Source organism: Bifidobacterium bifidum ATCC 29521 = JCM 1255 = DSM 20456, from assembly GCF_001025135.1.
Taxonomy (GTDB): Bacteria; Actinomycetota; Actinomycetes; order Actinomycetales; family Bifidobacteriaceae; genus Bifidobacterium; species Bifidobacterium bifidum.
On the sequence record NZ_AP012323.1, the window covers coordinates 294853 to 320150 of the forward strand.

Annotated in this window: 18 protein-coding genes, 1 tRNA gene and 3 pseudogenes; 15 read left to right on the top strand and 7 right to left on the bottom strand. The window is 63.3% G+C overall.

The features are described 5' to 3' along the window. Positions 1–36: 36 nt before the first annotated feature. Positions 37–1023, top strand: coding sequence for a co-chaperone YbbN (locus BBBF_RS01160; protein WP_033510063.1), 987 nt, complete (start codon positions 37–39; stop codon positions 1021–1023). 98 nt (positions 1024–1121) lie between these two features. Here the strand turns inward: BBBF_RS01160 and BBBF_RS01165 are convergent, their stop codons facing one another. Beyond that, positions 1122–1736: a CYTH domain-containing protein gene (locus BBBF_RS01165; protein WP_161788277.1), complete on the bottom strand. Its 615-nt coding sequence runs from the start codon at positions 1734–1736 to the stop codon at positions 1122–1124. A gap of 134 nt (positions 1737–1870) precedes the next feature. On the opposite strand from BBBF_RS01165, the gene BBBF_RS01170 reads away from it, so the two are divergent. Further along, positions 1871–1946: transfer RNA gene (locus BBBF_RS01170), tRNA-Arg, on the top strand. A 300-nt stretch (positions 1947–2246) separates the two neighbouring features. Here the strand turns inward: BBBF_RS01170 and BBBF_RS01175 are convergent. Continuing rightward, positions 2247–3263, bottom strand: coding sequence for a LacI family DNA-binding transcriptional regulator (locus BBBF_RS01175; RefSeq protein ID WP_013389470.1), 1017 nt, complete (start codon positions 3261–3263; stop codon positions 2247–2249). A 191-nt stretch (positions 3264–3454) separates the two neighbouring features. On the opposite strand from BBBF_RS01175, the pseudogene BBBF_RS01185 reads away from it, so the two are divergent. The 8 genes and pseudogenes from BBBF_RS01185 to BBBF_RS01220 all read left to right on the top strand — a co-directional run bounded on the left by BBBF_RS01185 (position 3455) and on the right by BBBF_RS01220 (position 13964). Continuing rightward, a pseudogene (locus tag BBBF_RS01185) lies at positions 3455–4220 on the top strand (enolase C-terminal domain-like protein). A 62-nt stretch (positions 4221–4282) separates the two neighbouring features. Beyond that, a complete protein-coding gene (locus tag BBBF_RS01190) occupies positions 4283–5146 on the top strand; it encodes an SDR family NAD(P)-dependent oxidoreductase (RefSeq protein ID WP_013389473.1) in 864 nt (287 codons plus the stop codon). Beyond that, positions 5098–5634 (top strand): hypothetical protein, encoded by a 537-nt coding sequence (locus tag BBBF_RS01195; protein WP_021648496.1) that lies wholly within the window; start codon positions 5098–5100, stop codon positions 5632–5634. The genes BBBF_RS01190 and BBBF_RS01195 overlap by 49 nt, the downstream gene beginning before the upstream one ends. 147 nt (positions 5635–5781) lie before the next feature. After that, positions 5782–8034 carry a 1,3-beta-galactosyl-N-acetylhexosamine phosphorylase gene (gene gnpA, locus BBBF_RS01200; RefSeq protein WP_035139411.1) on the top strand — a complete coding sequence of 751 codons (2253 nt, stop codon included), beginning with the start codon at positions 5782–5784 and terminating at the stop codon, positions 8032–8034. Between the two features lie 224 nt (positions 8035–8258). Further along, positions 8259–8648 carry a Rid family detoxifying hydrolase gene (locus BBBF_RS01205; protein WP_003811675.1) on the top strand — a complete coding sequence of 130 codons (390 nt, stop codon included), beginning with the start codon at positions 8259–8261 and terminating at the stop codon, positions 8646–8648. Positions 8649–9115: 467 nt separating this feature from the next. Next, positions 9116–10303 carry a glycerophosphodiester phosphodiesterase gene (locus BBBF_RS01210; protein ID WP_231855229.1) on the top strand — a complete coding sequence of 396 codons (1188 nt, stop codon included), beginning with the start codon at positions 9116–9118 and terminating at the stop codon, positions 10301–10303. A gap of 69 nt (positions 10304–10372) precedes the next feature. Continuing rightward, positions 10373–12169: an arginine--tRNA ligase gene (argS, locus tag BBBF_RS01215; protein WP_021648301.1), complete on the top strand. Its 1797-nt coding sequence runs from the start codon at positions 10373–10375 to the stop codon at positions 12167–12169. Positions 12170–12334: 165 nt separating this feature from the next. Beyond that, positions 12335–13964, top strand: a pseudogene (locus BBBF_RS01220) (diaminopimelate decarboxylase family protein). Positions 13965–14079: 115 nt separating this feature from the next. On the opposite strand, the pseudogene BBBF_RS10695 reads toward BBBF_RS01220, so the two are convergent. Continuing rightward, positions 14080–14587 (bottom strand): annotated as a pseudogene (locus BBBF_RS10695) (PTS sugar transporter subunit IIA). Next, a complete protein-coding gene (gene nagE / locus BBBF_RS01230) occupies positions 14584–16134 on the bottom strand; it encodes an N-acetylglucosamine-specific PTS transporter subunit IIBC (RefSeq protein WP_021648296.1) in 1551 nt (516 codons plus the stop codon). The pseudogene BBBF_RS10695 and the gene nagE overlap by 4 nt, the downstream one beginning before the upstream one ends. 475 nt (positions 16135–16609) lie before the next feature. On the opposite strand from nagE, the gene BBBF_RS01235 reads away from it, so the two are divergent. The 3 genes from BBBF_RS01235 (at position 16610) to BBBF_RS01245 (ending at position 20618) form a co-directional block, all read left to right on the top strand. Further along, positions 16610–17923: a homoserine dehydrogenase gene (locus BBBF_RS01235; protein ID WP_013389478.1), complete on the top strand. Its 1314-nt coding sequence runs from the start codon at positions 16610–16612 to the stop codon at positions 17921–17923. A 147-nt stretch (positions 17924–18070) separates the two neighbouring features. Beyond that, positions 18071–19069: a homoserine kinase gene (gene thrB, locus BBBF_RS01240; RefSeq protein WP_003811687.1), complete on the top strand. Its 999-nt coding sequence runs from the start codon at positions 18071–18073 to the stop codon at positions 19067–19069. A 112-nt stretch (positions 19070–19181) separates the two neighbouring features. After that, positions 19182–20618: a Maf family protein gene (locus tag BBBF_RS01245; RefSeq protein ID WP_003811689.1), complete on the top strand. Its 1437-nt coding sequence runs from the start codon at positions 19182–19184 to the stop codon at positions 20616–20618. A gap of 3 nt (positions 20619–20621) precedes the next feature. Here the strand turns inward: BBBF_RS01245 and BBBF_RS01250 are convergent, their stop codons facing one another. Beyond that, positions 20622–21002 (bottom strand): hypothetical protein, encoded by a 381-nt coding sequence (locus tag BBBF_RS01250; protein WP_003811691.1) that lies wholly within the window; start codon positions 21000–21002, stop codon positions 20622–20624. Next, positions 21002–21364, bottom strand: coding sequence for a hypothetical protein (locus BBBF_RS01255; RefSeq protein ID WP_022173438.1), 363 nt, complete (start codon positions 21362–21364; stop codon positions 21002–21004). The genes BBBF_RS01250 and BBBF_RS01255 overlap by 1 nt, the downstream gene beginning before the upstream one ends. A 297-nt stretch (positions 21365–21661) precedes the next feature. Here BBBF_RS01255 and BBBF_RS01260 point away from each other — a divergent pair, with 297 nt between their 5' ends. Then, a complete protein-coding gene (locus BBBF_RS01260; protein WP_206112907.1) occupies positions 21662–22618 on the top strand; it encodes an ABC transporter ATP-binding protein in 957 nt (318 codons plus the stop codon). Then, positions 22615–24069, top strand: a complete 1455-nt coding sequence (locus tag BBBF_RS01265) for a transporter (RefSeq protein WP_003811699.1) — start codon at positions 22615–22617, stop codon at positions 24067–24069. The genes BBBF_RS01260 and BBBF_RS01265 overlap by 4 nt, the downstream gene beginning before the upstream one ends. A gap of 74 nt (positions 24070–24143) precedes the next feature. Here the strand turns inward: BBBF_RS01265 and BBBF_RS01270 are convergent, their stop codons facing one another. Next, a complete protein-coding gene (locus tag BBBF_RS01270; protein ID WP_003811702.1) occupies positions 24144–25088 on the bottom strand; it encodes an AEC family transporter in 945 nt (314 codons plus the stop codon). Positions 25089–25298 lie beyond the last annotated feature (210 nt).

Consider the following 25298-nt stretch of genomic DNA (forward strand, 5'->3'; position numbering starts at 1 on the left):
CCGCGGGCCGGTATGAGTCGTGAAAACGGAGGCATGATGGCACAGCAGCAGGAGTTTCATCCGGGATTGTCACTCGCGGGCGCGGTGGATCTCGAATCGTTGAAGCATCAGGTGAAGGCGGAGCCGGGGCAGGCCGGGGGAGCGCCGGCCGCGGGCGGCTATGTCATCGACACGACCGAGAACACGTTCCAGGCGATGGTGCAGACCTCCGCCACGTTCCCGATCCTGCTGCTGCTGTGGATCCCGACCGATGACCGTCTGTTCCCGATGGCCCGTACGCTCGGCGACGCGGTGAACAAGCTCAAGGGGCAGATTCAGCTGTCCCGCATCGACATCGCAAGCTACCCATCGATCGCGCAGGCGTTCCAGGTGCAGGGCGCACCGGCGCTGTTCGCGCTGATCGGTGGCCGCCCGATGCCGATTCTTCAGGGGCTGCCGGGCGATGACGAGCTGAAGCAGATCGTCGATCAGGTCATCCCCAAGCTAATTTCGGTGGCCGCGCAGTCCGGCGTGAACGGTACTGCGCCGTATTCCGGCGACCCGGACTCGGCCGACGGTGACGGTGCTGGTACCGGTGACGGCGCAGGTGCGGCGGCTGGTGCCGACGTGGTGCCGCCCGAGCATCAGGAAGCGCACCAGCTTGCGGCGCAGGGCGATTACGCCGGTGCCGCCGCGGCCTACGAGCAGGTGTTGCAGGCGAACCCCAATGACACGCTCGCCGCGCGGGAGCGCGCGAAGGCGCTGCTGTTGGCGCGTTCGGCGACCGCTGACGTGCGCGAGGTACGCAAGACCGCCGCAGATCGTCCCGATGACGTCGAAGCGCAGCTGGCCGTGGCGGATGTGGACATGATCGGCGGCCAGATCGAGGACGCCTTCTCCCGTCTGCTGGATTATCTGGCGGACGGTCACACCGATCAGGTCGAGCCGGTACGCGAGCGTCTGCTGGAGTACTTCATGATTCCCGAAGCGACCGATGAGCGCGTCAAGCGTGCCCGTCGCCGCCTTGCCACGCTGATGTACTGAGCGCCATCGCGCCGAAATATGTCATTATGCTGAAACCGCCGCGGTGCCAATTCTTGCATCGTGGCGGTTTCAGCGGTTTTGGGCCTGTGGTCTACGCCTTATAGTCCCATGCGGTTACGGCCGAACTGGGTTTGGAATCGGGGCCCGTCCCGGTGCAGCTCGGCGTCGAAGTCCGCAGCCCACTGCGAGAACGGCCGCGAAGCCAGTCCGTCGTTGCTGAACCGCGCCTGATCGGTGATCTCCGTCACGCAGAACGATGGAATCTGCAGATTGGTCACGGGTCCGCTACGCTCCGCCTCGGCGACGACCAGCGGGGCGTTCGCGCCGCCAAATATATCGAGGCTCCATCCATCCTCGCCGATCCATGCGGAGAACCGGTTCTTGATAATCGGACGGCCTCCGCGCATCACCAGTTCCGCGGCTATGCGGGCGTCGATCTCCCGTTCGGCCTCATAACGGGTGCCGCCCACCGACGGCCCCTTGACGGTGACGAACGCCTCGGTGAACCGTTCTCGGTATTGCCTCAGTACGGCTATCGGATCGGTGTCGGCGTTCATATCGATGCGCACCCCGCGTGTCTGTAGCCGCACTCGCAACGCGTAATTACCGTCGTGCACATAATAGCTCTGCACGATCAGCATCGGCTCGCCGTCATCCAGTTCCAGCGGCAGCGCCCTGCAGAAGAACCGACGTTCATATTCGAAATCGTTCATGGCGATGTCCATACCACTCCAGTGTAGTCGGTGCGGGAGCGCGTAAACCCGGGAATTCCGCGAAATTGCCGACATGTTGGGAGTGGGATGGTGTACAGTAATACAGTTGCTTGCCGCAAGGCGAGCGATGTCTCGGGTTCGTAGCTCAGTGGATAGAGCGTCTGTCTCCGGAACAGAAGGTCGAGGGTTCGAATCCCTTCGAGCCCACCAGCAAAGGCTCCATACCATCGGTATGGAGCCTTTTTCATGGTCTATCTGCGTTTCGAGGGGGTGATTCGGGATGCGCCGGACATCTATCTACGTTTCGAGGGGTTGATAGCCAAGTATAAACGCTACGGGAATCGCATGATTCCAGCAAGAATCAGGTCGAAATACTCCGCATATCGTGTTTTGGCAACCCCTTGAAACGCAGATAGATGTCCCCAGACTGCAAAATCACCCCCTCGAAACGCAGATAGGAGATGTTGCGGCGAAAGCCGGTCGCGGCGGTTGCCTCCGCCTCGCGACCGGTCAGCTCTTCTTGGGGGCGGTGGTGCTTTCGCGGACGACCAGGCGTGTGGGCAGGATCAGGTAGTGGTCGGCGACGGAGCCTGCACGCGCGTCGAGAATCATGTCCACGGCCTTGCGGGCGATCATGTCGAACGGCTGGCTGATGGTGGTGAGCGCCGGGTACAGGTATTGTGCCGGGTACACGTTGTCGAAGCCGACGACCGACAGGTCAGCGGGCAGGGACAGGCCGCGTTGGCGGGCAGCGCGGTACACGTTGAGCGCCGTGACGTCGTTGCATGCGAAGATCGCAGTCGGCCGTTTGGCGGCGGGCAGGTCGAGCAGTTGGCATGCGCACTCGTAGCCGCGTTCCGGCATGTAGTCGCCGTAGGCGACCAGCTCGGGATCCAGCTGGATCCCGGCGCGACGCAGCGCGGTGGCGTAGCCACTGTAGCGGGCCTGAGCGGATTCTGCGTTCTGCGGGCCGGTGATGATGCCGATGCGCTGATGGCCGAGTTTGATGAGGTGCTCGGTGGCGATCAGCCCGCCGGTCCAGTTGTCGATGCCCACGCCGAGCGTGTCCTGCGACCCTTCGCCGATGGAGTCGATAATGACGAAGGGAATGTTGCGCGAACGCAATAGTGTTTTTTCGCGTTCGGTCGCGTTGGACAGCAGCAAAATGACGCCGAGGGGATTGCGGTTGAGGATTTCCCGGAAGCTTTCCTCGCTGCGCTTGCCCCGCCCGGTCTGCGTGATGGTGATGCCGATGGGCATCGATTTCACATATTCGGTGGTCTCCGCGATCATCGCGTTGATACCGTTCGCCATGACCTCGGTGAGCACGAGCTCGATGGTCTGTGATGTCTTCGTGGTGACGAGAGACTTGGAGTACCCGGATTCCTCCATGATTTTCTCGATGCGCGCCCTTGTGGAGCTGGATACGCCCTCTCGCCCGTTGATGACCTTTGATACGGTCGCGGTGGAGACTCCGGCAAGCTTCGCTATCTCACTGACCCGCGGTTTTTTCATATCGCCTGCCATCGGTTGCTCCGTTTCTCCCGTACTTCATTGTGGGTGTGTCTGCGTTCGTTGCAGACGCACTTCACACTATAGTAAAGCGTTTCGAGATAGATGAAAGAAAATTTCTAGAATAAGTGATGATTTTTCTAAAAAAAGTGTATGATGGGAACGAAACGCAATACATCGAGAACCATTGAGGCGAAGGAGCCAACATGGGCACCATCATCGGAGTCAAAACCTACGACCTGCGTTTCCCCACGTCCAGCACGCTGTCGGGCTCGGACGCGATGAACAAGGATCCCGATTATCCTCGGCATACGTCGTCATCACCGCCGACGCGGATGACGGCCTGAGCGGCAGCGGCTTCGTTTTCACTGTCGGCCGTGGCAACGACGTGGTCGTGGCTGCCATCGACTCGCTCTCCCGCGTGCTCGTCGGCCGCAACGTCGAGAACCTGCTCGACGACATGCGCGCCGCATGGGACATGTTCGTCCACGACTCTCAGCTGCGCTGGCTCGGCCCGGAGAAGGGCGTCGAGCACATGGCCATCGGCGCCGTGCTCAGCGCGCCATCGACCCGATCGCGGTCGCCACCGGCGAGCAGATGCGGAACCGCATCATGGACAAGCAGTATCGGCAGGCGGGCAGCTTCAAGGTCATGCAGATCGACGCCACGCGCGTCGCCGGGCCGCAGGAGATCGTGCTCGAATACCTGCTCGCCAACAAGTTCGGCGTGCGCGTGTGCCCCCACGCCGGCGGTGTCGGCCTGTGCGAGGCGGTGCGCCACTTCGCCATGTTCGATTACCTGGCGGTCAGTGGACAATGGGATGATCGCGTCACCGAATATGTGGACAACCAGCACGAATACTTCGTGCATCCCACTGAGATCGTCAATGGTCGTTACAAGGCCCCGACCGCTCCGGGCTCGGGCGTCGACATGAAACTCGAAGCCGCCGAACGGTACCTGTACAAGGGCTGATCGCAGCGCCGCGGTGCCGCGGCTCGCACGGACACGAACGCAACAAAGGACACTGAAACATCATGGATTTGCATCTGGAAGGCAAGGTCGTCATCCTCACCGGCGGTTTCAAGGGCATCGGCAAGGGCATCGCCCTGCGACTGGCCAAGGAGGGGGCCATCGTGGCGGTTATCAACCGCGACGACGGCGCCGCCGAGCAGTTCGACGCCGAAATGAAGGCCATCACCGACAACTACCGCACGTATCTGATGGACCTCAACGACACCGACGACATCGCGCCGATCGTCGAGGATGTGGTGAAGACCTACGGCCATATCGACGGTCTGGTCAACAACGCGGACCGCAACGACAACCTCGACCTCGACCACACCTCGTGGCGCGAATTCGAGCAGTCGCTGCACGGCAACCTCACGCACTATTACGAGCTCGCCCACCGCTGCGCCCCGTACCTGCGCGAATCGAAGGGCGCGATCGTCGACATCTCGTCCAAGACCGCGCTGACCGGCCAGGGCAAGACCAGCGCCTACGCCGCCAACTTGCTCGTGTTCGACGCCTCCAAGGGCGTCCACTTCCACGACGAGGTCTTCAAGGACACCGTCTACTTCATGAACAACGTGTTCTGCAACACCTCCACCACGCCGACGCAGTGGTACCGCAAGACCGACGCGCTCGCCAAGGCCGCGTTCTCGAACAACGACTACTACGAGGCCGGCGGCAAGGCTTCGGACACTCAGCCTGAGGACAAGCGTGGTCTGGAAGTCGACCCGAAGTTCGTCGGCTTCTCCGGCGGCTCCGACACCCCGGCCGGCAAGCTCGCCGGCATGGCGCCGAAGCCAAGGCCAACCTCGACAAGGCATACACCTCCTCCAAGCTGCGCGTGGGCCTCGACTCCGTCAAGGCCGGCGTGCAGTGGGCGCCGACGATGAGCGAGATCCAGGTGCACAACGGCTCCGGTTCTGCCTCCTCGCACAAGCCGGCTGTCGCCGTCGTCAACAGCAACTTCAACAAGCAGGCTCCTGAGACGCTGCCCGAGTACACCGTCACGCTGGACGGTGACAAGCTGCAGTCCATCCGCTGGATCGGCTCCGAAGGCAACGTGCTGAGCAGCCTCGACGAGGGAGACTACACGGTGAGCGGCGAGGGTGACAAGGTCACGGTGAAGATCGCCGCCGACTTCCTCAAGGGCAAGGACGCGGGCAACTACGGTCTGCAGTTCGAGTTTGCGTCCGTCGCCCCCCGCAAGGTGTCGCTGAACGTGACCGACGAGGCAGTCGAGCCAAGCAAGCCGACGACTCCGGCCAAGCCGGGCGCTAACGAGCAGCCGAAGACCGAAGGCGTCGCGAAGACCGGTTCGTCCGTGCCCGCCGTCGCCGCCGGCACCACGATGATCGTCCGCAAGCGTGCCACTCGCTGAATGACACGCCGTAAAGGCCGGGGCCGGTAACTATGTGCCGGCTCCGGCCTTTGCCGGTACGATGGATATAATGGATGTCTTGCCGTTGCGATAACGCCGCGGCAGACAAAATAGAAGAAACGTTCCAGAGCACAGAAAGGAACATTGATGTCAACTTCTGGCCGTTTTACGATTCCGAGTGAATCGAACTTCGCGGAGAAGACCGCGGAACTGGCCCGGTTGTGGGGTGCCGACGCGGTTCGCAACTCGGATGGCACGCAGTTGGACGACGAGGTCGTGGCGCTGGGTATGAAGGTCTACACGGCCTACTTCCCGACCCGCGCGCACAACGAGTGGATCACGCTGCACATGGACGAGACCCCGCAGGTGTACCTGCTGTCGAAGCGTGCGCTGGCGGAGAGCGACACGGTGGACGTGTCTCTGATGGACGGTTTCTTCGAGGAGCAGCTCAAGCCGAACTTCGACGCCGACCCGCACAAGTACTGGGAAGTCGTGGACCGTTCGACGGGCGCCGTGGTGCCGACCGAGCAGTGGACCGTGGACGCCGAAGCGGGCGTAGTGCACGTCTTCGGCGCGGAACTGATGCACGAGTACACGGTCTCGTTCCTCGCGTACATCATCTGGGATCCGGTCGAGATGTACAACCACCTGACGAACGGGTGGGGCGACAAGGAGCACGAGATTCCGTTCGATATCTACCACCCGGCGACGCGCAAGTTCGTGTTCGACACGTTCGAGCAGTGGCTCAAGGACAACCCGCAGGTGGATGTCGTGCGTTTCACGACGTTCTTCTACCAGTTCACGCTGCTGTTCGACCAGAAGCAGCGCGAGAAGGTCGTGGACTGGTTCGGATGCGCCTGCACCGTGAGCCCGGCCGCGCTCGACGACTTCGAGAAGGAGTACGGCTACCGCCTGCGTCCCGAAGACTTCGTAGATGGCGGCGCCTATAACTCCGCGTGGCGCGTGCCGCGCAAGCCGCAGCGCGACTGGATCGACTTCCTGAGCCATTTCGTACGCGCGAACGTGAAGAAACTCGCATCGCTGTCGCACGAGGCCGGCAAGGAAGCGATGATGTTCCTGGGTGACCAGTGGATCGGTACCGAGCCGTACAAGGATGGTTTCGAGGATCTGGGCCTGGATGCTGTCGTCGGTTCGATCGGTGACGGCACCACGACCCGCATGATCGCGGACATCCCGGGCGTGAAGTACACGGAGGGTCGTTTCCTGCCGTACTTCTTCCCCGACACGTTCTACGAGGGCAACGACCCGAGCATCGAGGCATGGGACAACTGGCGCAAGGCCCGTCGTGCCATCCTGCGTTCCCCGATCGCCCGCATGGGCTACGGCGGATACCTGTCGCTGGCCGCGAAGTTCCCGAAGTTCGTGGACGCGGTGGAGCACATCTCGGATGAGTTCCGCGACATCCACGACCGCACCGACGGCGAGGCGGCCCGCGGCGTGCTCAACGTGGCGATCCTGAACTGCTGGGGCAAGATGCGTTCGTGGATGGCCTACACGGTCGCCCACGCGCTGCCGAACAAGCAGACGTATTCGTATTACGGCATTCTGGAGTCGCTGTCGGGCATGCGCGTGAACGTGCGGTTCATCAGCTTCGATGATGTGCTGGAGCATGGCGTCGCCGACGACATCGACGTGATCGTGACCGGTGGCCCGGTCGACACCGCGTTCTCCGGTGGCTCGGTGTGGGCCGAGGAGCCGCGCCTTGCGGCGACGCTGCGTGCCTGGGTGCACGGCGGCGGCGCCCTGATTGGCGTGGGCCAGCCGAGCGCCCAGCAGTTCCAGGGTCGTTTCTTCCAGCTGGCCGATGTGCTGGGTGTGGACGAGGAGCGTCACCAGACGCTGTCGGTGGACAAGTACTTCCCGGCCGTCACGCCGGAGCACTTCATCACCGCCGACGTGCATCTGGGCGAAGGTGTGCTGCAGGGCTTCCTCGACGCCGGATACCGCAAGCCCCTGTCGGGCTGCGGCGGCGGTCAGGCGATCGGCGAGCTTGGCGGCATCGACTTCGGCGAGCCGATCGCGAACACGTTCCCGGTCAACGAGGACGTGACGCTGCTGCGTGCCGACGGCGGTCAGGTGCAGCTCGCGGTCAACGAGTATGGCAAGGGCCGCGGCGTATACGTCTCCGGTCTGCCCTACTCGGCCGCGAACGCCCGTCTGCTGGAGCGTGCCCTGTTCTGGGCCTCCCACAACGAGGGCAAGTATGCGGCATACAGCTCGTCGAACCCCGAGTGCGAGGTCGCGGTGTTCGACAAGTCGGGTTGCTACTGCGTTGTCAACAACACGGATCGCGCGCAGTCCACGTATGTGGAGCGCGGCGACGGTCGCATCGAGCGCATCGAACTGGCGCCCAGCGGTATCGCCTGGCGCACCATCTGATCCGGTCGCATCATTGCTCCGGATCGGCGTGAACGAGTGAATATCGGGGTCATCGTCGCCTACTCCTTCGACGATGACCCCGATTTTTCATGCCGCCTGTCCATTGTGCGTACATGTACGCATCACCGGATGGGCGGCATAGGTATATTTATTACACGGTAAGCGTGCACAAGCGCGTCGCAACGCAGACAATAATCGCGGATACCCGCGGGGAATGAGGAGTCATGAGCGAGAAGATGGAAGCGGTCGCCACGTCGGAGGCACCTGTGGCGCTGGGCGCGTACAGCCAGGCGGTAAAGGCCAACGGGTTCGTGTTCGTGTCCGGCCAGCTGGGCATCGACCCCACGACCGGCGAACTGGCCGGAGACACCGCCGGTGAGCAGACCGCCCAGGCGCTGAAGAACATCAAGCAGATTCTCGACACGGCCGGCACCGGCATCGAGCACGTCGTGCGCGCGACGATCTACATGAAGAACGTCGAAGACTTCAAGGAAGTCGATGCCCGGTACGCCGACGTGTTCATCGGCTCCGTCAAGCCCGCCCGCGTTGCCATCGGCGGCAACGACATCCCCAAGGGCGCCCTCGTCGAGATCGACGCCATCGCAGTTCTGTGACGGTTCGCGGGGAATCCGAACAGTAACCCGCCTTCAACCAAAGCCGTAGCAGTGAGCCTCCACCAGATGCATGATGGAGGCTCACTGCTGTGAGTCGTATTGCATAACCATGTTGCGCCGATGCTGATGGTTCCGTCGGATGTGGCGTATATGAAGGTGATTTGCGTCCGTAAGTGCGCGCCGAAACGACGACCGTGCGCACTTACGGACGCAAATCGGGCCTTTTGCGTCCATATGTTCGCGCACTTGTCGTTTCGGCGCGCACTTACGGACGCTTTGGGAGCGCCCCCAATCTCGCTCCGCTCGACAGCCCCCTGTCAGCGGGAGTGCGGCCAACGCTCCCGCTGGCGGGGCTGTCGCAAAGCGACTGGGGCGGTTCACACGTGACACGCTATATAGAGTCATCAAACGTGTCTTCCAAATCATCTCCGGCCAATCCACCGCATATGTGATGCGGTGGTGAAGGAGTGACGCGGATCACCCTGATTCTTACCCTCGAATGCCCCGAACACAGCTGCGCGGCCTATGATGACCTGCACCAATGGCGTTGGCGCGACTATGTCGCGCGGCGAAATATGGAAGCGGGGTGTGAGATGCACGGGCGCGAAGGACGAGGACGGCTGTCCGAATCCGTTGTGGCGGTGGTTTCCGTACTGGCATGTATCGCCATGCTTGCCGGATTGGTGATGGGCACGACGCATGTGGTCGGCTGGGTGTTCGATGCGATCGGACTGGCGTCGCCACAGCACCGCCCGATCGTCATCGCGCATCGTGGCGACACCCGGCATGCTCCCGAGAACTCGCTGGCTTCCATTCGCGCCGCAAAGCAGAACGGCGCCGATTTCGCCGAAATCGACGTGCGGCTGACCAAAGACGGCATACCCGTGGTGTTCCATGACCGCAGAACCGGGCGTCTGGACGCGGGCGGTCGCGACGTGCTGGTGAACAGTATGCCGTTGTCCGCATTGCAGCGCATGATCATGCAGCAACGCGGCATGCGGTATTCGGTTCCCACGCTGCGTCAGGCGTTGGACGACGCTTCCATGTCACGTCCGGGGCAGCGGCGGTTCGGCTTGCTGCTGGACATCAAGACGGACGCGCGGTATGCCCGGAAAGTGGCTGATGCCGTGGTGCGTGTGGTCGAGGATTCCAAATACGCCGGCAATCTGATGGTGATGTCGGCCAATCCGTATGCGGTGATGGTCTTCAAGAGCATGCGTCCGCAGTGGCATGTAGGCCTGTGCGCCAGCGGCAGGCCCGATCTGACGCAATGGGATGATGACGGCACGAGCGAAGCGCGGTTCATGGACGGGGCCGCGCGGGTCGAGACCGTACGCCGCGAAGTGACGGCGAAGCGCGGCGGAAAGCAGCGAAAGCATCCCATGTTCCGTGGAATGCGCGGCGAGGCCATGGACTTCGTCGTGTTCCGCGCGCGGGACGTCACATCAAGACTGCTGCGGAATGCGCGGCTGCGCAGAATTCCCGTATATGTCGACTCGGTGGATTCATACGATGCCGCGAACGGCCTGCTGCGCCACGGCGTCAGCGGACTGCTCGGCGAGAACATCACGCCGTTGCAGCAGGCTTGTTCGTCATATCACGGGCTTCCCGAACCGTTCTCGTCGCCGGACGATGACGATCGCTCCCAGGCGTGACGCCGGCCGATCCCGCGTCGGTGCATGAACCGGACGTTCGCTGTCAAAGTGCCCGGTACACTAGGGAGAATGAGTCCTGAAGCGCTTAGTGAACTGATTGAAACCATTGCCCACGATCTGGTCGCCGCCGGAAAAGCCGGTACCCTGACCGACGATTTGATTCCTGAAACCGCCAAATTCGCCGTGATGCGCCCGAAGGATCGCGCGCACGGCGATTGGGCCTCCAACGCCGCCATGCAGCTGGCCAAGAAGGCCGGCATGAAGCCGCGCGATTTGGCCGAGCTGTTCGCCGAGCGGCTGACCGCCGCCGACGGCATCTCGACCGTCGAGGTGGCGGGGCCCGGCTTCATCAACATCACGCTGGATTCCGCCTCCGCCGCCGCGGTGGTCGACAAGGTGCTGGCCGATGGCGCAGGCTACGGCAAGAACGCGCACCTCGGCGGCAAGACGCTCAACCTGGAATTCGTCTCCGCCAACCCGACCGGCCCGATTCACATCGGCGGCACCCGTTGGGCCGCCGTCGGCGACTCGATGGCCCGCGTGCTGGAGGCCAACGGTGCCAAGGTTGTGCGCGAATACTACTTCAACGATCACGGCGAGCAGATCAACCGTTTCGCAAAGTCCCTGGTCGCAGCCGCGCACGGCGAGGAGACGCCCATTGACGGATACAAGGGCAAGTACATCAACGAGATCGCCGACCGCGTGATCGCCGAGGCGGAGGCCGATGGCGTGGATGTGCTGGGCCTGCCGCGCGTCGACGGCGGCCTCGACAAGGACGGCAACCCGCTCGGCGAGGGCGATTCCGAGCAGCGCGAGGAGTTCCGCAAGCGTGCCGTGCCGATGATGTTCGACGAGATTCAGCGCTCGATGAAGGAATTCCGAGTCCGCTTCGACGTGTGGTTCCACGAGAACAACCTATACAAGGACGGAGAAGTCGACCGCGCGATTGAGGAGCTGCGCAGTCGCGGCGACATCTTCGAGAAGGATGGAGCCACCTGGTTTGAATCCACCAAGCATGGCGATGACAAGGACCGCGTCATCATCAAGTCGAACGGTGACTTCGCCTACTTCGCTGCCGACATCGCCTACTACTGGAACAAGCGTCACCGCGCTGTGGATCCGGCCGACGTGGCGATTTACATGCTCGGCGCCGACCATCATGGCTATATCGGTCGTATGATGGCCATGTGCGCCGCCTTCGGCGACGAGCCGGGCGTGAACATGCAGATTCTCATCGGCCAGCTGGTCAATGTGATGAAGAACGGCAAGCCCGTACGCATGTCTAAGCGCGCTGGCAACGTCGTCACCATCGACGATCTGGTTGAGGCCGTTGGCGTGGATGCGGCCCGTTACTCGCTGGCCCGTACCGACTACAACACGTCGGTGGATATCGATCTGGATCTGCTGACTTCGCATTCCAATGAGAACCCGGTGTACTACGTGCAGTATGCGCACGCGCGTTCCTGCAATGTGGACCGCAACGCGGCCGCTGCGGGCATCGGTACCGAAGGCGCTGACCTGAGCCTGCTTGACACCGAGGCGGACGGCGAGGTGCTCGCCGCGCTCGCCCAGTGGCCGGCGACTTTGGCTCTGGCCGGCGACCAGCGTGCCCCGCACAAGGTGGCGCACTATCTGGAGGACCTGGCCGGTGCCTACCACAAGTGGTACAACGTCGAGCGCGTGGTTCCGATGGCGCTGACCGACCCCGAGGAGCGTCTGGATGACGCCGCTCGCGAGGCACTGCGCATCGCCAAGAACCCCGAACCGGCACGTGCCGCCGCACGCCTCAAGCTCAACGACGCCGTGCGCACGGTCATCGCCTCCGGTCTCGACCTGCTCGGCGTCACCGCCCCCGACAAGATGTGACCTAGGCTGCCCCTGGTCGCGCGTAGCGCGACTGGGGGCGGTTCTCATTCAGGTACTCTCCGACCGAGCCTCCGCCTTATGGTCGGGAAGTGGTATCACGGTGCCGGTTCTGGCACAATGGCACAGTAATAGGAAAAGCGGCAAGCCCTGAGCGAAAGAGGAGCAATGACTGGATCTGCTGTGCGTGTGGACGGAACGCAAGGTATCACCCCCATCTGGCCGGTGGCGACGGCAGTGAATGCCGAAGGCGCCCTGACGTTCCACGGGCGCACCGCCGAGTCGCTGCTTGACGAGTTCGGATCCCCGCTGTATCTGATCGACACTGACGAAGTTTCCGCCCGCGCCAGATATTTCGTGCGCGCGGCGGCCGACGCCTTCACCAACTCCACCACGCACGTGAGTTTCGCCGGTAAGGCATTCCTCTCCAAAGAAGTCGTGCGGTTGGTGACCGATGCAGGCATGCTCGTCGACACATGCTCTATGGGGGAGATGCGCATCGCGCTCGCCGCAGGCGTCCCCGGCCGTCGTCTGGTGCTGCACGGCAACAACAAGTCCGACGCGGAAATCGAACTCGCCATCGAGCAGGGCTTTGCGAAAATCGTCGTGGACGAGCCGGGTGAGCCGGCCCGCATCGCCGCCATCGCGCGACGACTCGGCAAGCGTGCCCGCGTGATGCTGCGCGTGACCGCCGGCATTCACGCCGGTGGCCACGAATACATCTCCACCGCGCATGAGGATCAGAAGTTCGGCGTGCCGCTGCTGCCGGCCGGCGCCGATGCAGGACGCGCTCAGCGTACTGGACGAACTCACGGCTGATCCAGCAGGCGTGACGCCGGCTGTTACGAACGCGCACATCGCCGAACGCGATGGTGATGCCGGTGACGGGAACGCGAAGCCCGAGCGCGAACTGCACTACGACGTGAAGTACCCGTACGACCTGAGCCACGAGGAGATCCCCGAAAAGGACAAGGCGCTCGCCGCCGCGATGGAAACCGTGGCGGATGGGCCGGCACTGGCCGTGCTCAAGGACATCCTCACACGGTCCGACGAGTTGGAACTCGTCGGCATTCACTCTCATATCGGTTCCAACATCCATGACGCAGACGCCTTCATCCAGGCCGCCAAGCGCATGATGCTGCTGCGCAAGACTTTCTACGCCACCGACGCCTATACGCTGCCCGAGGTCGACTTGGGCGGCGGCTACTCCGTGGCATACACCGACGGCGAGGATTCGATGGACGTGCGCGTCGAGCTGCGTCGTCTCGCCGAAGCGGTCGGTGCCATCAACCGTGCGCTCGGTGTGCCCGCGCCGGCCATCAGCTTCGAGCCAGGACGATGGATCGTCGCCCCGGCCGGCGTGACCCTGTATCGTGTGGGCACGATCAAGCCGGTGCATCTGTCCGACGCCAAAGACAAGACCGGCAATCCCATCGATGAGCGCGTGTACGTGTCGGTGGACGGCGGCATGAGCGACAATATTCGTCCAGCGCTGTACGGCGCCGACTACACGGTCCGGCTGGCCAACCGTCGCGGGTCGGACGAGTCGATGCTGGTGCGCGTAGTCGGCATGCATTGCGAGTCCGGCGACATCATCGTGCACGAGGACAGGCTTCCGGCCGACCTCAGGCGCGGCGACATCCTCGCCGTGCCGGTGACGGGCGCATACGGCCGCACGATGGCGAGCAACTACAATCAGGCGCTGATTCCTGCCGTGGTCGCCGTGAGTGAAGCCGGCGCACATGTGATGATCCGTCGCCAGACCATTGACGACCTGCTGGATCTGGATCAGAGCTGACCGTTCAGCGCCAGCGGCAAGATATAAAAGCAAAAAGCAGTAGAACTCAAAAAAGGAGTCCTCCCCGGCTATCAGGGAGGACTCCTTATTGTTTGTTGTGGTTGTGTCTACCGAATCACTTGGTGACGATGGTGCCAATCGGAGCGCCGGTAGCCACCGCACCCTTGGCGGTGATCGACAGCTTATCGATCTTGGCCGGGTTGGTGAACACGACGATCACGTCGGTGGGCTTTCCAGCGGACTTGACCACATTCCAGTCCACGTCGACCAGCGCGTCTCCGGCGTTCACCTGCTGGCCTTCGCTGACCATCATCGTGAACGGGGATCCGGCGAGCTGTACAGTATCCACGCCGATGTGCACGAGCACTTCCACTCCGGCGGGGAGTGGTGATGCCCACTGCATGCTTGGCCTGGGCGACCGTGGTAATCTTGCCGGCCACCGGGGCGACCACACGACCCGACGTGGGAACCACGGCGAATCCGTCGCCAAGGATCTTGGCGGCGAAGGTCTCGTCGGGCACTTCCGTGATCGGCTTGATGGCACCGTCCACAGGGGCGAGCACCGCGTTGTCAGCGGCTTTCACCTTGGGGGCGGGGGCAGCGGCAGCGGGGGCTGCCGTCACGCTTTTGGGGAACCACCACCGATGACGGGCTTGCCGTACAGGGCGGACAGAGCGTCAGCCACGGCCTGCACCTGCGTGCCGACGATGATCTGGACGTTCTTCTTGTCGATCACCTTGACACCGGGGACGCCGGTCTTGCGGATGGCGTCGACGTCGACCTTCGAGGAATCCACGACACCCATGCGCAGACGGGTGATGCAGTTCTCGATTTCGGTGATGTTGTCGTGACCGCCCAGAGCGGCGTACAGCTTGCCGGCGAGGTCGGCGTACTTGTCACCGGTGGACGAGGTCGCGGTGTCGAACGCTGCGGAGGAGGCATCGTCGTTATCGTCATCGCCACGGCCCGGGGTCTTCATGTTGAACTTCTTGATCATGAAGTCGAACACGAAGTAGTAGATGACCGCGAAGACGAGGCCCTGAACGATAAGCATCCACGGCATATGAGCTGCGGGAACCTTCAGCGACAGGAACCAGTCGATGAAGCCTGCGGAGAAGTTGAAGCCTGCGATCCACTGGAACGAAGCGGCGATGAACACCGAGATGGCGGTGAGCAGCGCGTGCACCACGTACAGCGGGAAGGCGGCGAACATGAAGGAGAACTCCAGCGGCTCGGTGACACCGGTGAGGAACGCGGCGAGCGCACCGGCGAGCATCAGGGATCCGGTGGCCTTCTTGTTCTCGGGCTTGGCATTCTTGTAGATCGCGAGTGCACCGGCCGGCAGGCCGAACATCATGATCGGGAAGAAGCCGGCCTGGTAGATGCCGGTGACGTACACGCCGAACGGGTGGAAGCCGCCGGTGGCGATGACCGCGCCACTGGCCGGGTCGGCGCTGCCCCAGAACTTGCCGATGTCATTGATGTTGGCAAGGTTGAACCAGAACACGTTGTTCAGTGCGTGGTGCAGACCGGTCGGGATAAGCAGACGGTTGAAGAAGGCGTAAATGCCGGCACCGACGGCGCCGAGGCCCATGATGGACTCGCCGAACCAGACCAGCGCACCGTAGACGGCCGGCCAGATGAACAGCAACAGCAGCGAGATGATGGACATGACCGCGGCGGTCAGGATCGGCACGCAACGGCGGCCGGAGAAGAACGCCAGGAAGTCCGGCAGTTTTGTCTTGCCGAACTTGTTGTATAGCGCACCTGCCACGCAGCCGACCGGGATGCCGAAGAACACGTTCTTGTTGCCGATGGCGCCAGCGGCGAATGCCGGGTGCTCGGTGTCGACCTTGGTGGCGTCGAAGCCAAGGAACATGGACGCGGAGCCCATGATCGTGGTGACGGTCAGGAAACCGACCAGTGCGGACAGTGCCGAGGCGCCGTCCTTGTCGCGAGCCATGCCGATGGCGACACCAACGGCGAACAGCAGGCCCAGATTGTCGAGGATCGCGCCGCCGGTCTTGCACAGGTAGGCAGCGACGACGTTACTGCCACCCCAACCGCTCGGGTCGATCCAATAACCAATGCCCAGGAAGAGTGCTGCAGCAGGCAGACACGCAACGGGCAGCATAAGAGCGCGACCAAGGCGCTGGATATATGCTTTCATTCCAACCTCCCTCTGAGGATACGGGCGGCGCTTTCTTCCGCCACAATTCCCGTTCGCGTACCATCCCACCATTGGATCGGACGCTCGCGAGTATGTCAGCAACGCCGCTTCAATGAACAATGGTACGTGACTTTTACGATATGAGGCCCGTGTTTCGTTAAGATTATTTGCTAAATAGGCAGGAAACATGGCGGGTGTATAAGGGCTCAGCCTTACGAGAAGCTGGTGTTTCACGATTTCTCTGTTTACGGCGTTAATTTGTAAATCTACTTTACTTCGGCGTGTCGTTGGCGCTGCTACATAGTGGAAAGCCAAGGGAAACGAGGCCATTGGGAGCTGGATCCGGCCTCCGGGGCGTTGACGGGCGGCGTGTCGGATTCATTCCGTAGGATGGTACACAGTGACGCCGGCCCGGCGACCCTCTATCGGGGAGTGGCGGCCGGGCGCGCCAAACACCGCTGAAGGAAGGAAATCCGTGGCACAGCTGAATGACAACCCCATCCGCGTCGGACTGTTGGGAGCGGGAACCGTCGGATCACAGGCCGCACGTCTGCTGGTGGAGCAGAAGGACGAACTCGCCGCCCGCATCGGGCGTCCGATCGAGCTGGTCGGCGTGGCCTGCCTGGATCCCGATGAGGTGGACTTCCCCTGGATCGACAAGTCTCTGCTGACGACCGACACGATGAAGGTCGCCACCAACGCCGACATCGTCGTCGAGCTGATCGGCGGCACCACAGTGGCCCGCACGTTCGTGATGGCCGCGATCGAGTCGGGAGCCTCCGTGGTCACCGCCAACAAGGCGCTGCTTGCCAAGTACGGACCGGAAATCTACACCGCGGCCGAGGCCAAGGGCGTCGACATCTACTTCGAAGCGGCCGTTGGTGGCGCCATCCCGTTCCTGCTGCCGCTGCGCGAATCCCTGGCGGGCGACAAGGTGACCAGCATGCTGGGCATCGTCAACGGCACCACCAACTACATTCTCGACGAGATGACCACCAAGGGCCTACAGTTCGATGACGTGCTCAAGGACGCCCAGGCCAAGGGATACGCCGAAGCCGATCCGACCGGCGACATCGAAGGCTACGATGCGGCCAACAAGGCCGCGATTATGGCCACGCTCGGCTTCCACACCAACGTGACGATCGATGACGTGAGCGTCGAGGGCATCACGAAGATCACCGCCGACGACATCGCCGCGGCCGCCGCCGAGCACAAGGTCATCAAGCTGCTCGCCGTCGTGGAGAACGGCGAGGCCGGTGTGTCGGCGCGCGTCTACCCGGCGCTGATTCCCGAATCGCACCCGCTGGCATCCGTGCACGGCTCATTCAACGCCGTGTTCGTCAAGGCCGAGGCGGCCGACGACCTCATGTTCTACGGCCGCGGTGCGGGCGGCGCTCCGACCGCTTCCGCCGTCGTCGGCGACGTGGTCACCGAAGCCCGCCACATCGCTCAAGGCTGCACCGGCCCGTCCATCCCCATGTACCACGAGCTGCCCAAGGCGCCGGTCAGCGCCAGCCGCGCCGCGTTCGCCGTGCGGTTCCTCATCCACGACAAGCCGGGCGTGCTCGCCGCCATCGCCAAGGAGTTCGCCGACCACGGCGTGTCGATCAACGGCGTCAATCAGGATCTCAAGCCGACGATGACTGATCCTGGTTATGACGGCGAGATCCAGCAGCTGCGCATCGTCACGCATCTGACCGACGAAGTCACGCTGCGTGAGACCGTCGAAGCCGTCCGCACGCTGGACTTCGTCACCGGAGAGCCGTCCATCCTGCGCGTGCTCGACTAGTCATACGGTTGCCTGCCCCCGCTGTCGGGGGCTGTCGGCAAAGCCGACTGGGGGTGGTTTCGCGGCGTTTCCGCGAAACCACCCCGATCTCACTATCGTTTGCTCCCCTCCCCGTCTGCGGGGGCGGAATCGCTGAATCAAGGAATCATGGAACCAATCTGTACACAGGTCAAGGTCCGCGTGCCGGCTACAAGCGCCAATCTGGGCTCCGGCTTCGACACGGTCGGCCTCGCCCTCGATTATCATGACGAACTCACCTTCACGCTCAGCCGTGACCCGTCCAATCGCGCCGCGCAAGTGCTGATCTATGGCGAGGGCGAGGACACGCTGCCGCGTGACGAGACCCATCTGGTCGTCTCCACGTTCCGCAAGGCATGCCAGACCTTCGGCCTGGGCAAGGTCGGGTTCATCCTCGAAGCGCACAACAACATCCCGCAGGCGCGCGGCATGGGGTCGTCCGCCGAAGCCATCGTGGCGGGCATCGCCGCCGCTGCCGCGTTCGCGCAGGAGGACCGGCTCAACCGCGATTCCATCTTCGAGCTGGCGGCCGCCATCGAAGGCCATCCCGACAACGTGGCGCCGGCGGTGTACGGCGGCATGACCGTCTCATGGAACTTCGACACGGCCGAAGGGGTCGGCTCGGTGCCGATCCCCGGTGGAGACCCGCTGCACGGCGGTTTCCACACGGTCAAGTACGCGGTCGATCCGGGCGTCACGGCGGCCGTGTTCGTGCCCGACTACGAACTGTCCACCGAGAAGGCGCGCGAGGCGCTGCCCGGCGAGGTCGCCTATCGCGACGCGGTGTTTAACGTGTCGCGCGTGGCGCTGATGGCCGCGGCGATGAACCCGCGCGCGCTCGCGTCCGGCGAAGAGCCGAACGCGCTGCTGTACGCTGCCACGCAGGATCGCCTGCACCAGCCGTATCGCAAGGGGCTCATGCAGCCGTCATGGGACCTGATTCAGGCGTTCCGTTCCCGTGGTTTCGCCGCCATGGTGTCCGGCGCCGGCCCGTGCGTGCTGGTGCTGCATCACGGCGACGCCGTGGCGGACATCGATGAGGTCGCGGCGGAACAGCTGGCTTCCGGCCATTGGAAGGTGCTGCACCTGCCCATCGACACGGTCGGCGTGCAGGTCGAGCGTAAGTAGGAATACCGCACGTGCCTCCTCGCCCGCTCTTCGGGCCGGAGATGAGGGGAGCGCGAAGTTGCCGGTTGGGTGATGCGGCAGCTGGTGCGGCGGCAAAAGAAAGGTGACGATCATGTCCATTCCGATGATTCTGGCGTCGAAGTCCCAGCCGCGCCGGGATGTGCTGTATGCGGCCGGCATCTGCCCGACCATCCGCGTGTCCCATGTCGATGAGCCGGCTGCGCTGGAAAAGGCCGCCGCCGGGCGCGGCGTCACCGTTGACCAGCTGAACGTCGAACAGCGCGTGATGATTTTGGCCGAGGCCAAAGCGCAGGCCGTGCATCAGGCGTACCGCGATGTCGCCGACGCGGCCGCGAGCGCGACGGGCGAGCGCGTGATCGCGTACCCGTTGCAGGCCGCGGAGCTTCGCGGCGAGATGAACGTCGCGGACATACCTCGCCAGAGTGGCGCTCCGCTTGACTATTCGAAGGCGCCGATCGCGATGACCCGTGACTTCTCCGGCGTGGACATGCCGACCGTCACCGAGCCGATATCCAATGTGATTGCCATGCAGCCGGGGCTCACTCGGGCGAGCAGCGGCCCGCTGATCGTCGGCTGTGATTCGATGTTCCTGTTTGACGGCGAATGCTACGGCAAACCGCACAGCGTCGAGGTGGCGCGTGAGCGACTGCACCGCATGAGCGGCGCCACCGGCGAGCTGTGGACCGGGCACTGCGTGATCGACTTCGCGTCCGGGCGCGTCGAGCGCGGCGCGAGTCATGCCGTCGTGCGGTTCGGCGAGTTCAGCGACCGCGACATCGAACGATACATCGCCACCGGCGAGCCGCTGGAAGTCGCGGGATCGTTTACGCTGGAAGGTTTCGGCGGCGCGTTCATCGACGGCATCGACGGCGACCCGCACGGCATCATCGGTATCAGTCTGCCGCTGCTTCGCCGACTCGTCGTCAAGCTCGGCGTGGACTGGACCGACCTGTGGAACGTGGCCCGCGGGGAATCGGCGCCCGAAGACAAGACCGGAGGCAGCGGAGTCGTGCCGCCCAAGGAGAACGTGCATCAGCCCGGCGACGGCTGGATCGACTGCGCATGCCGGCGCAAGCACTGGGGATTGAACGGTGCCTCCGGCGTGCTGCTCGCGCGGCGTGACCCCAAGAGCGGCGAAGTGACCAGCGTGGTGATGCAGCATCGCGCCGCGTGGAGCGCGGAAGGCGGCACATGGGGCATTCCCGGCGGCGCGACGGCCGACGGTGAAAGCCCGATCGAGGGTGCGCTGCGCGAGAGCTACGAGGAGGCGAACATCACGCCCGAAGACATCGAGGTGGTCGGGTCCTACCGTGAGGATCACGGGCCATGGGCGTACACCACGGTCTTCGCGTTCGAGAAGCCCGGTCACCGGGTCGTGCCGCGGGCGAACGATGACGAGAGCATGGAAATCGAATGGGTGCCGATCGACGAAGTGCCCGACCGCAAGCTCTTGACCGCGATGCGCACAGACTGGCCGCGCTTCGCCGAGCGCCTGCACGCGCTGGCCGCTGCCGCACGGTGTTCGTGACGGTTACTGCAGTTGCGCCAAACGCTGGTAGATGTCGGATGGAAGGTGGCGGTTTGCGAATCCTTTGACGCGAATTCCCGTGTCGAGAGGCATATACACGATGCGCGTGTCGGCGCGCGACTGTTGGCCTCGTCGATGTTGGAAGTGGAAGGAACGCCACCCACTGAAACCGTACTTGAGAGGGCTTCCTTCCACGTTGCCCTCCACGAGCTGTGTCAGGGTTCGGTGAACTCTGGCCACCGCCATCTTGAATTCGCCTTCGTCGGGCCAGATATATGCCAGAAGAATCACATCATCCGCAAGTGCATCCGGATCCATATACAGACCGCGGACGGACGAGATGATGGCAATGGCTTGCTCCAATAATGCGTAGTCGGCGGCCATCAGCGACCGCCATCAAGGAACGCGTGAATCTTCTCCTTGCGCCGCTTCAGGCTTTCCTGCGCCGACTGTGACAGTTCGGAGCCGGTCTCCCATTGTTCCTTATCGCCTCGGGCGGTGAACATCTGCTGTATGGTGAGGCGTTCGACCTCGGATTCCAGCGCATTGATGACATCCAGCATCTCGTTGAGAGAGTCCACGGACACCAGATAGCCGGCTGTGTCGGCGCGGTAGACGATTTCCAGCAATCCCCGCTGCTCCAGCGCCTTTCGCCATGCGTTCGAACGGGACAACTCGGTCAACCCGATGCGAGAGCCCGGCGTGGAGATCTCTCGTAACGCCTCCGCACGTTCCTTGATGTCCATGTAAGTCACCACCTTAATCACAACAAAATATGCATTATATTACGCATAGTACTACATGATATAATGCAATATATATTCACGACTGCCGAGCCGTACCGCAGACGAGCGACTGGGGGCCTTAGTCTCGCTTCGCGACAGACCTTCGGGCCCTGCAATCACGGACGCCCTGTGGGCGCTCAGGGTAGTGCCACCACTCTCTTCCCCTAATCCTTCCGGATGAGGGGAGAACCGGTTCGCCGCAAGGCTCATACCGCCGCCCGATGGCCGGTCGCGTGCCGCCTGCGTAATCTCGGAGGCATGAACACAGCAACATCACAATCTCAGTCCCGCGCCCGGTCTCAGTCGTGGACACCGGTGATCGAGGCCCGTGACCTGGTCATGGACTACACCGCAGGCATGGCCCGTGTGCAGGCGGACCACAGTGTCACCGGCGTGATGCCGCGAGGCGCCGGAACCGGCGGCCCCCATCCGTATGCGGCCGGCGGAACCGGCTACGCCATGCCCGCCGTGCATACGCTAGCGCTCAATCACGTGAACTTCGACTTGGCTCCCGGCGAGACGGTCGCCGTGATGGGACCGTCCGGTTCCGGCAAGTCGACGCTGCTGCACGCGCTCGCCGGCATCATCCGCCCGACGTCGGGCACGGTGACCTTCCAAGGCGCGAATCTGACCGCGATGAGCGACGCGGACCGGACCAAACTGCGCCGCGGTGCGTTCGGTTTCGTGTTCCAATCCGGACAGCTGTTGCCCGAGTTGCCGGCGGTGGAGAACATCGCGTTGCCGATGATGCTGGACGGCTCCGACTACCGTTCCGCCACCGATGCGGCGATGCTGTGGCTGGAACGGCTGGGTTTGCGGCAGCTGGCCTCGCAGCGGCCCGGCGAGATGAGTGGCGGGCAGATGCAGCGCATCGCTATCGCCCGCGCGCTTGCCGTACAGCCGGCGGTCGTCTTCGCCGACGAGCCGACCGGCGCGCTCGACCAGGCCACCGGCCGCGAGGTCATGAGCATTCTCATGGAAGCCGCGCGTGATAATGGCGCTGCCGTGGTGATCGTCACTCATGATCCCAACGTCGCCGGCTTCTGCGGCCGCACGATGACGATGCAGGACGGCCGCCTCAGCCAGACGGCCGAAGCCGGCCTTGCCCCCGCTGGCGGGGTTCGGCATCCGCAGGCTGACTGGGGGCGGCCCGAGAGCGCTGAACCACCCTCAGTCTCGCTGCACCCGGCAGTTCCCGCAGGAGGCGCCCAATGAGCACGTTCGCACTATGGCGGCTGTTCCACCGCCCAGGCCGGCGCGGCGGTTCCGGCCACACATCGGCGTTGGCCATCGTCGCGTTCGCGGCGGCGACGGCCATCTTCCTGACCGTGCTGGGCGGCGTGCACGGGTTCATCTGGCGCGCGTCCGCCGACCATACGCTGAAATGCCTGATTGACAGGTCGACCTGCGCGCCGGGCACATGGGCGGTGTGGGCCGGACGGCTCAAGGACCAGCACGACTGGGCGCAATACGCCAGCACGTACGTGATGCTGGCGGCCTTCGCCTGCATACTGCTGATCGTGCCGTTCGTGGCGCTCGCCGGCTCGGCGGCGCGATTGGCGGCATCGCGGCGGGACGCGCGATTGGCGGCACTGCGCCTCGCGGGCGCCACCACCAGTCAGGTGACCAGACTGACCGCGTTGGATGCCGCCGGACAGGCGCTCATCGGCGCGTTGATCGGCATCGTCGGCTATTTCGCGATCATGCCGCTGATCATGCTGCTGAATTTCCAGGATCAGAGGTTCACGTTCGAGCAGTTGTGGGTAGGATCCCTGTCGCTGATCGTCGTGCTGGTGGTGGTCACGGTCCTGGCGCTGATCTCCGCATTGCTGACGCTGCGTCGGGTCGCCATCACCCCGCTGGGCGTCACCGCTCGGACCGCCCAGCCGCTGCCCACGAAGTGGCGCGTAATCGTGTTCCTGGTCGTGCTGGTGGCCGCGATCGTGCTGTTCAAGAACCCGCAGGGCCTGCTGCATTACGGTGAGGTGACGATGTATGCGGTGATTATCGGGTTCATCGCGCTGTGCTTCGCTCTAGTGAACCTGATCGGCTCATGGGTGGTGACCGCACGGGCGAGGTTGCGGTCCCGCCGCCCTAAGGACGCCGCCACGATGATCGCGATGCGGCGCATCCTCGACAATCCCAAGCGGGCATGGCGCAATGTGTCGGGCATCGCGCTGGCGGTGTTCATCGCTGGCATCACCTCGATCTGCGGGTTCATCGGCGCATCGTCGACCGCGCCTGTCGAAGGCGTACCCGAACCGGGACTGGCTTTCATCCGCGACATCGGCACCGGAGGGTTGCTGACGCTCGGATTCGCGGCCGTGCTGGCGGCCGTCAGCTCCGGAGTGATGCAAGCGGGCAGCGTCTACGACCAGGTTTCCGAATACCGCATGCTGGTGTTGGAGGGGACGGACGTGAAAACGTTGAACCGTGCGCGTTTCATCGAGGTGCTGACCCCGCTCAACACGGTGGTGGCCGTTGCCGGCGGCTGCTCGATGCTGCTGATGTTCCCGCTGTTCGCCGCATCCATGACCAAGCCCGCCACGCTGCTCAGCTTCTTTGGCGGCATAGCGTTGTGTTACGCGCTGGTCTCCGTCGGCGCATTCGCCTCGAACCGTGTCGCCGCCAGCCTGAATCTCACCGACTGGCGTGCCGACGACTGATCGCACGCTCTCAGAACTCGCAGATAGGGGGCCTTTTAACGAAAAAGGCCCCCTATCTGCGAGTTCTGAGAGCGTCAACTCAGCAGAGCGGCGATAACCGCGATGAATATGGGGCTCGTCATCGTGCTCATCAGGATGCCGTCGCGTGCGAACGTAAGTCCAACGTTGTACCGGGCGGCGTAATTGTAGACGTTCTGGCCGGTCGGCAGCGCCGCCAGCACCACGCAGGCGTACAGCGTCGCGCCGCGGAATCCCATGACGAAATAGGAGAGCAGGAAGGCGATGATCGGCATCACGATGTTCTTCAGTACGGCCACGGTGAAGATCGCCGGGCGGTCGCCCTTCTGCTGCAGCGGCTTGGTGCCGTGCAGCGACATGCCGAACGCCATCAGGATCATCGGAACCGCGGAGTCCCCGATCATGTCAATCGGGTCGAAGATGAAGTTCGGTACGGGGAACCAGCCGATCTTCGCGTCGATCGCCGAAACCAGGATGCCGCCCAGGGAGCCGATCAGCAGCGGCTGATGCAGCGGCTGCTTCAGGATTTCCTTGACCGATACCTTGCCCTTGGTGGTCACGTCGAGCACCGTCAGGCCGACCGGCGTGAAGATCGCCTGCTGCATGACCAGGATCGGTGCCACCAGGGCTCCGTTGCCGAGGATGTACGTGGCTATGGGCAGGCCGATGTTGTTCGAGTTCAGATACAGTGAGTTCAGCGCGCCGACGGTCGCGTCTGCCGGCCCCAAGTGGAAGAACAGCTTGTTCAGCACCAGGAACAGCGCGCCGACGAGTACAGCGGAGAAGAACGCCACGATGATCGACGAATGGAAGATCTCGAAGATCGGCTCTTTCGACAGAATTGCGAACATCAGACACGGGCTGGACACGAAGAAGCTGAAACGGTTGAGCACCATCTGGGCGCTCGGCCCGCCTATGCGCATTCGAGCGGCCACATATCCGACTCCGATTACGATGCCGATGACGCAGAAGCCTTCCATCGCATTTAATAGACCCGGCATATTCCCATCCCTTTTCCGTTTGCTGGCAAACCCCATACTGCCATACGCATGTGTTTCGCGAGGTTCTGTCTCATAACGCAGGCGAAACCCGTCTCGCGAGCCACGGTAGCACGGCATGCTGCGCGTCGCGCGCTTGTTCTCGCCGCCGACGGGGAGTTCGGCCGTCTCATTCCGTCCCGGCAACGGGCTCCGACGGGACGTGCTGCCGTT

What these genes read in the sequence shown, in the direction of transcription:
- BBBF_RS01160 (WP_033510063.1), top strand. Translation starts at nt 37, where the DNA reads ATGGCACAGCAGCAGGAGTTTCATCCGGGATTGTCACTCGCGGGCGCG.
- BBBF_RS01165 (WP_161788277.1), bottom strand. Translation starts at nt 1,736, where the DNA reads ATGAACGATTTCGAATATGAACGTCGGTTCTTCTGCAGGGCGCTGCCG.
- BBBF_RS01175 (WP_013389470.1), bottom strand. Translation starts at nt 3,263, where the DNA reads ATGGCAGGCGATATGAAAAAACCGCGGGTCAGTGAGATAGCGAAGCTT.
- BBBF_RS01190 (WP_013389473.1), top strand. Translation starts at nt 4,283, where the DNA reads ATGGATTTGCATCTGGAAGGCAAGGTCGTCATCCTCACCGGCGGTTTC.
- gnpA (WP_035139411.1), top strand. Translation starts at nt 5,782, where the DNA reads ATGTCAACTTCTGGCCGTTTTACGATTCCGAGTGAATCGAACTTCGCG.
- BBBF_RS01205 (WP_003811675.1), top strand. Translation starts at nt 8,259, where the DNA reads ATGAGCGAGAAGATGGAAGCGGTCGCCACGTCGGAGGCACCTGTGGCG.
- argS (WP_021648301.1), top strand. Translation starts at nt 10,373, where the DNA reads ATGAGTCCTGAAGCGCTTAGTGAACTGATTGAAACCATTGCCCACGAT.
- nagE (WP_021648296.1), bottom strand. Translation starts at nt 16,134, where the DNA reads ATGAAAGCATATATCCAGCGCCTTGGTCGCGCTCTTATGCTGCCCGTT.
- thrB (WP_003811687.1), top strand. Translation starts at nt 18,071, where the DNA reads ATGGAACCAATCTGTACACAGGTCAAGGTCCGCGTGCCGGCTACAAGC.
- BBBF_RS01245 (WP_003811689.1), top strand. Translation starts at nt 19,182, where the DNA reads ATGTCCATTCCGATGATTCTGGCGTCGAAGTCCCAGCCGCGCCGGGAT.
- BBBF_RS01250 (WP_003811691.1), bottom strand. Translation starts at nt 21,002, where the DNA reads ATGGCCGCCGACTACGCATTATTGGAGCAAGCCATTGCCATCATCTCG.
- BBBF_RS01255 (WP_022173438.1), bottom strand. Translation starts at nt 21,364, where the DNA reads ATGGACATCAAGGAACGTGCGGAGGCGTTACGAGAGATCTCCACGCCG.
- BBBF_RS01260 (WP_206112907.1), top strand. Translation starts at nt 21,662, where the DNA reads ATGAACACAGCAACATCACAATCTCAGTCCCGCGCCCGGTCTCAGTCG.
- BBBF_RS01265 (WP_003811699.1), top strand. Translation starts at nt 22,615, where the DNA reads ATGAGCACGTTCGCACTATGGCGGCTGTTCCACCGCCCAGGCCGGCGC.
- BBBF_RS01270 (WP_003811702.1), bottom strand. Translation starts at nt 25,088, where the DNA reads ATGCCGGGTCTATTAAATGCGATGGAAGGCTTCTGCGTCATCGGCATC.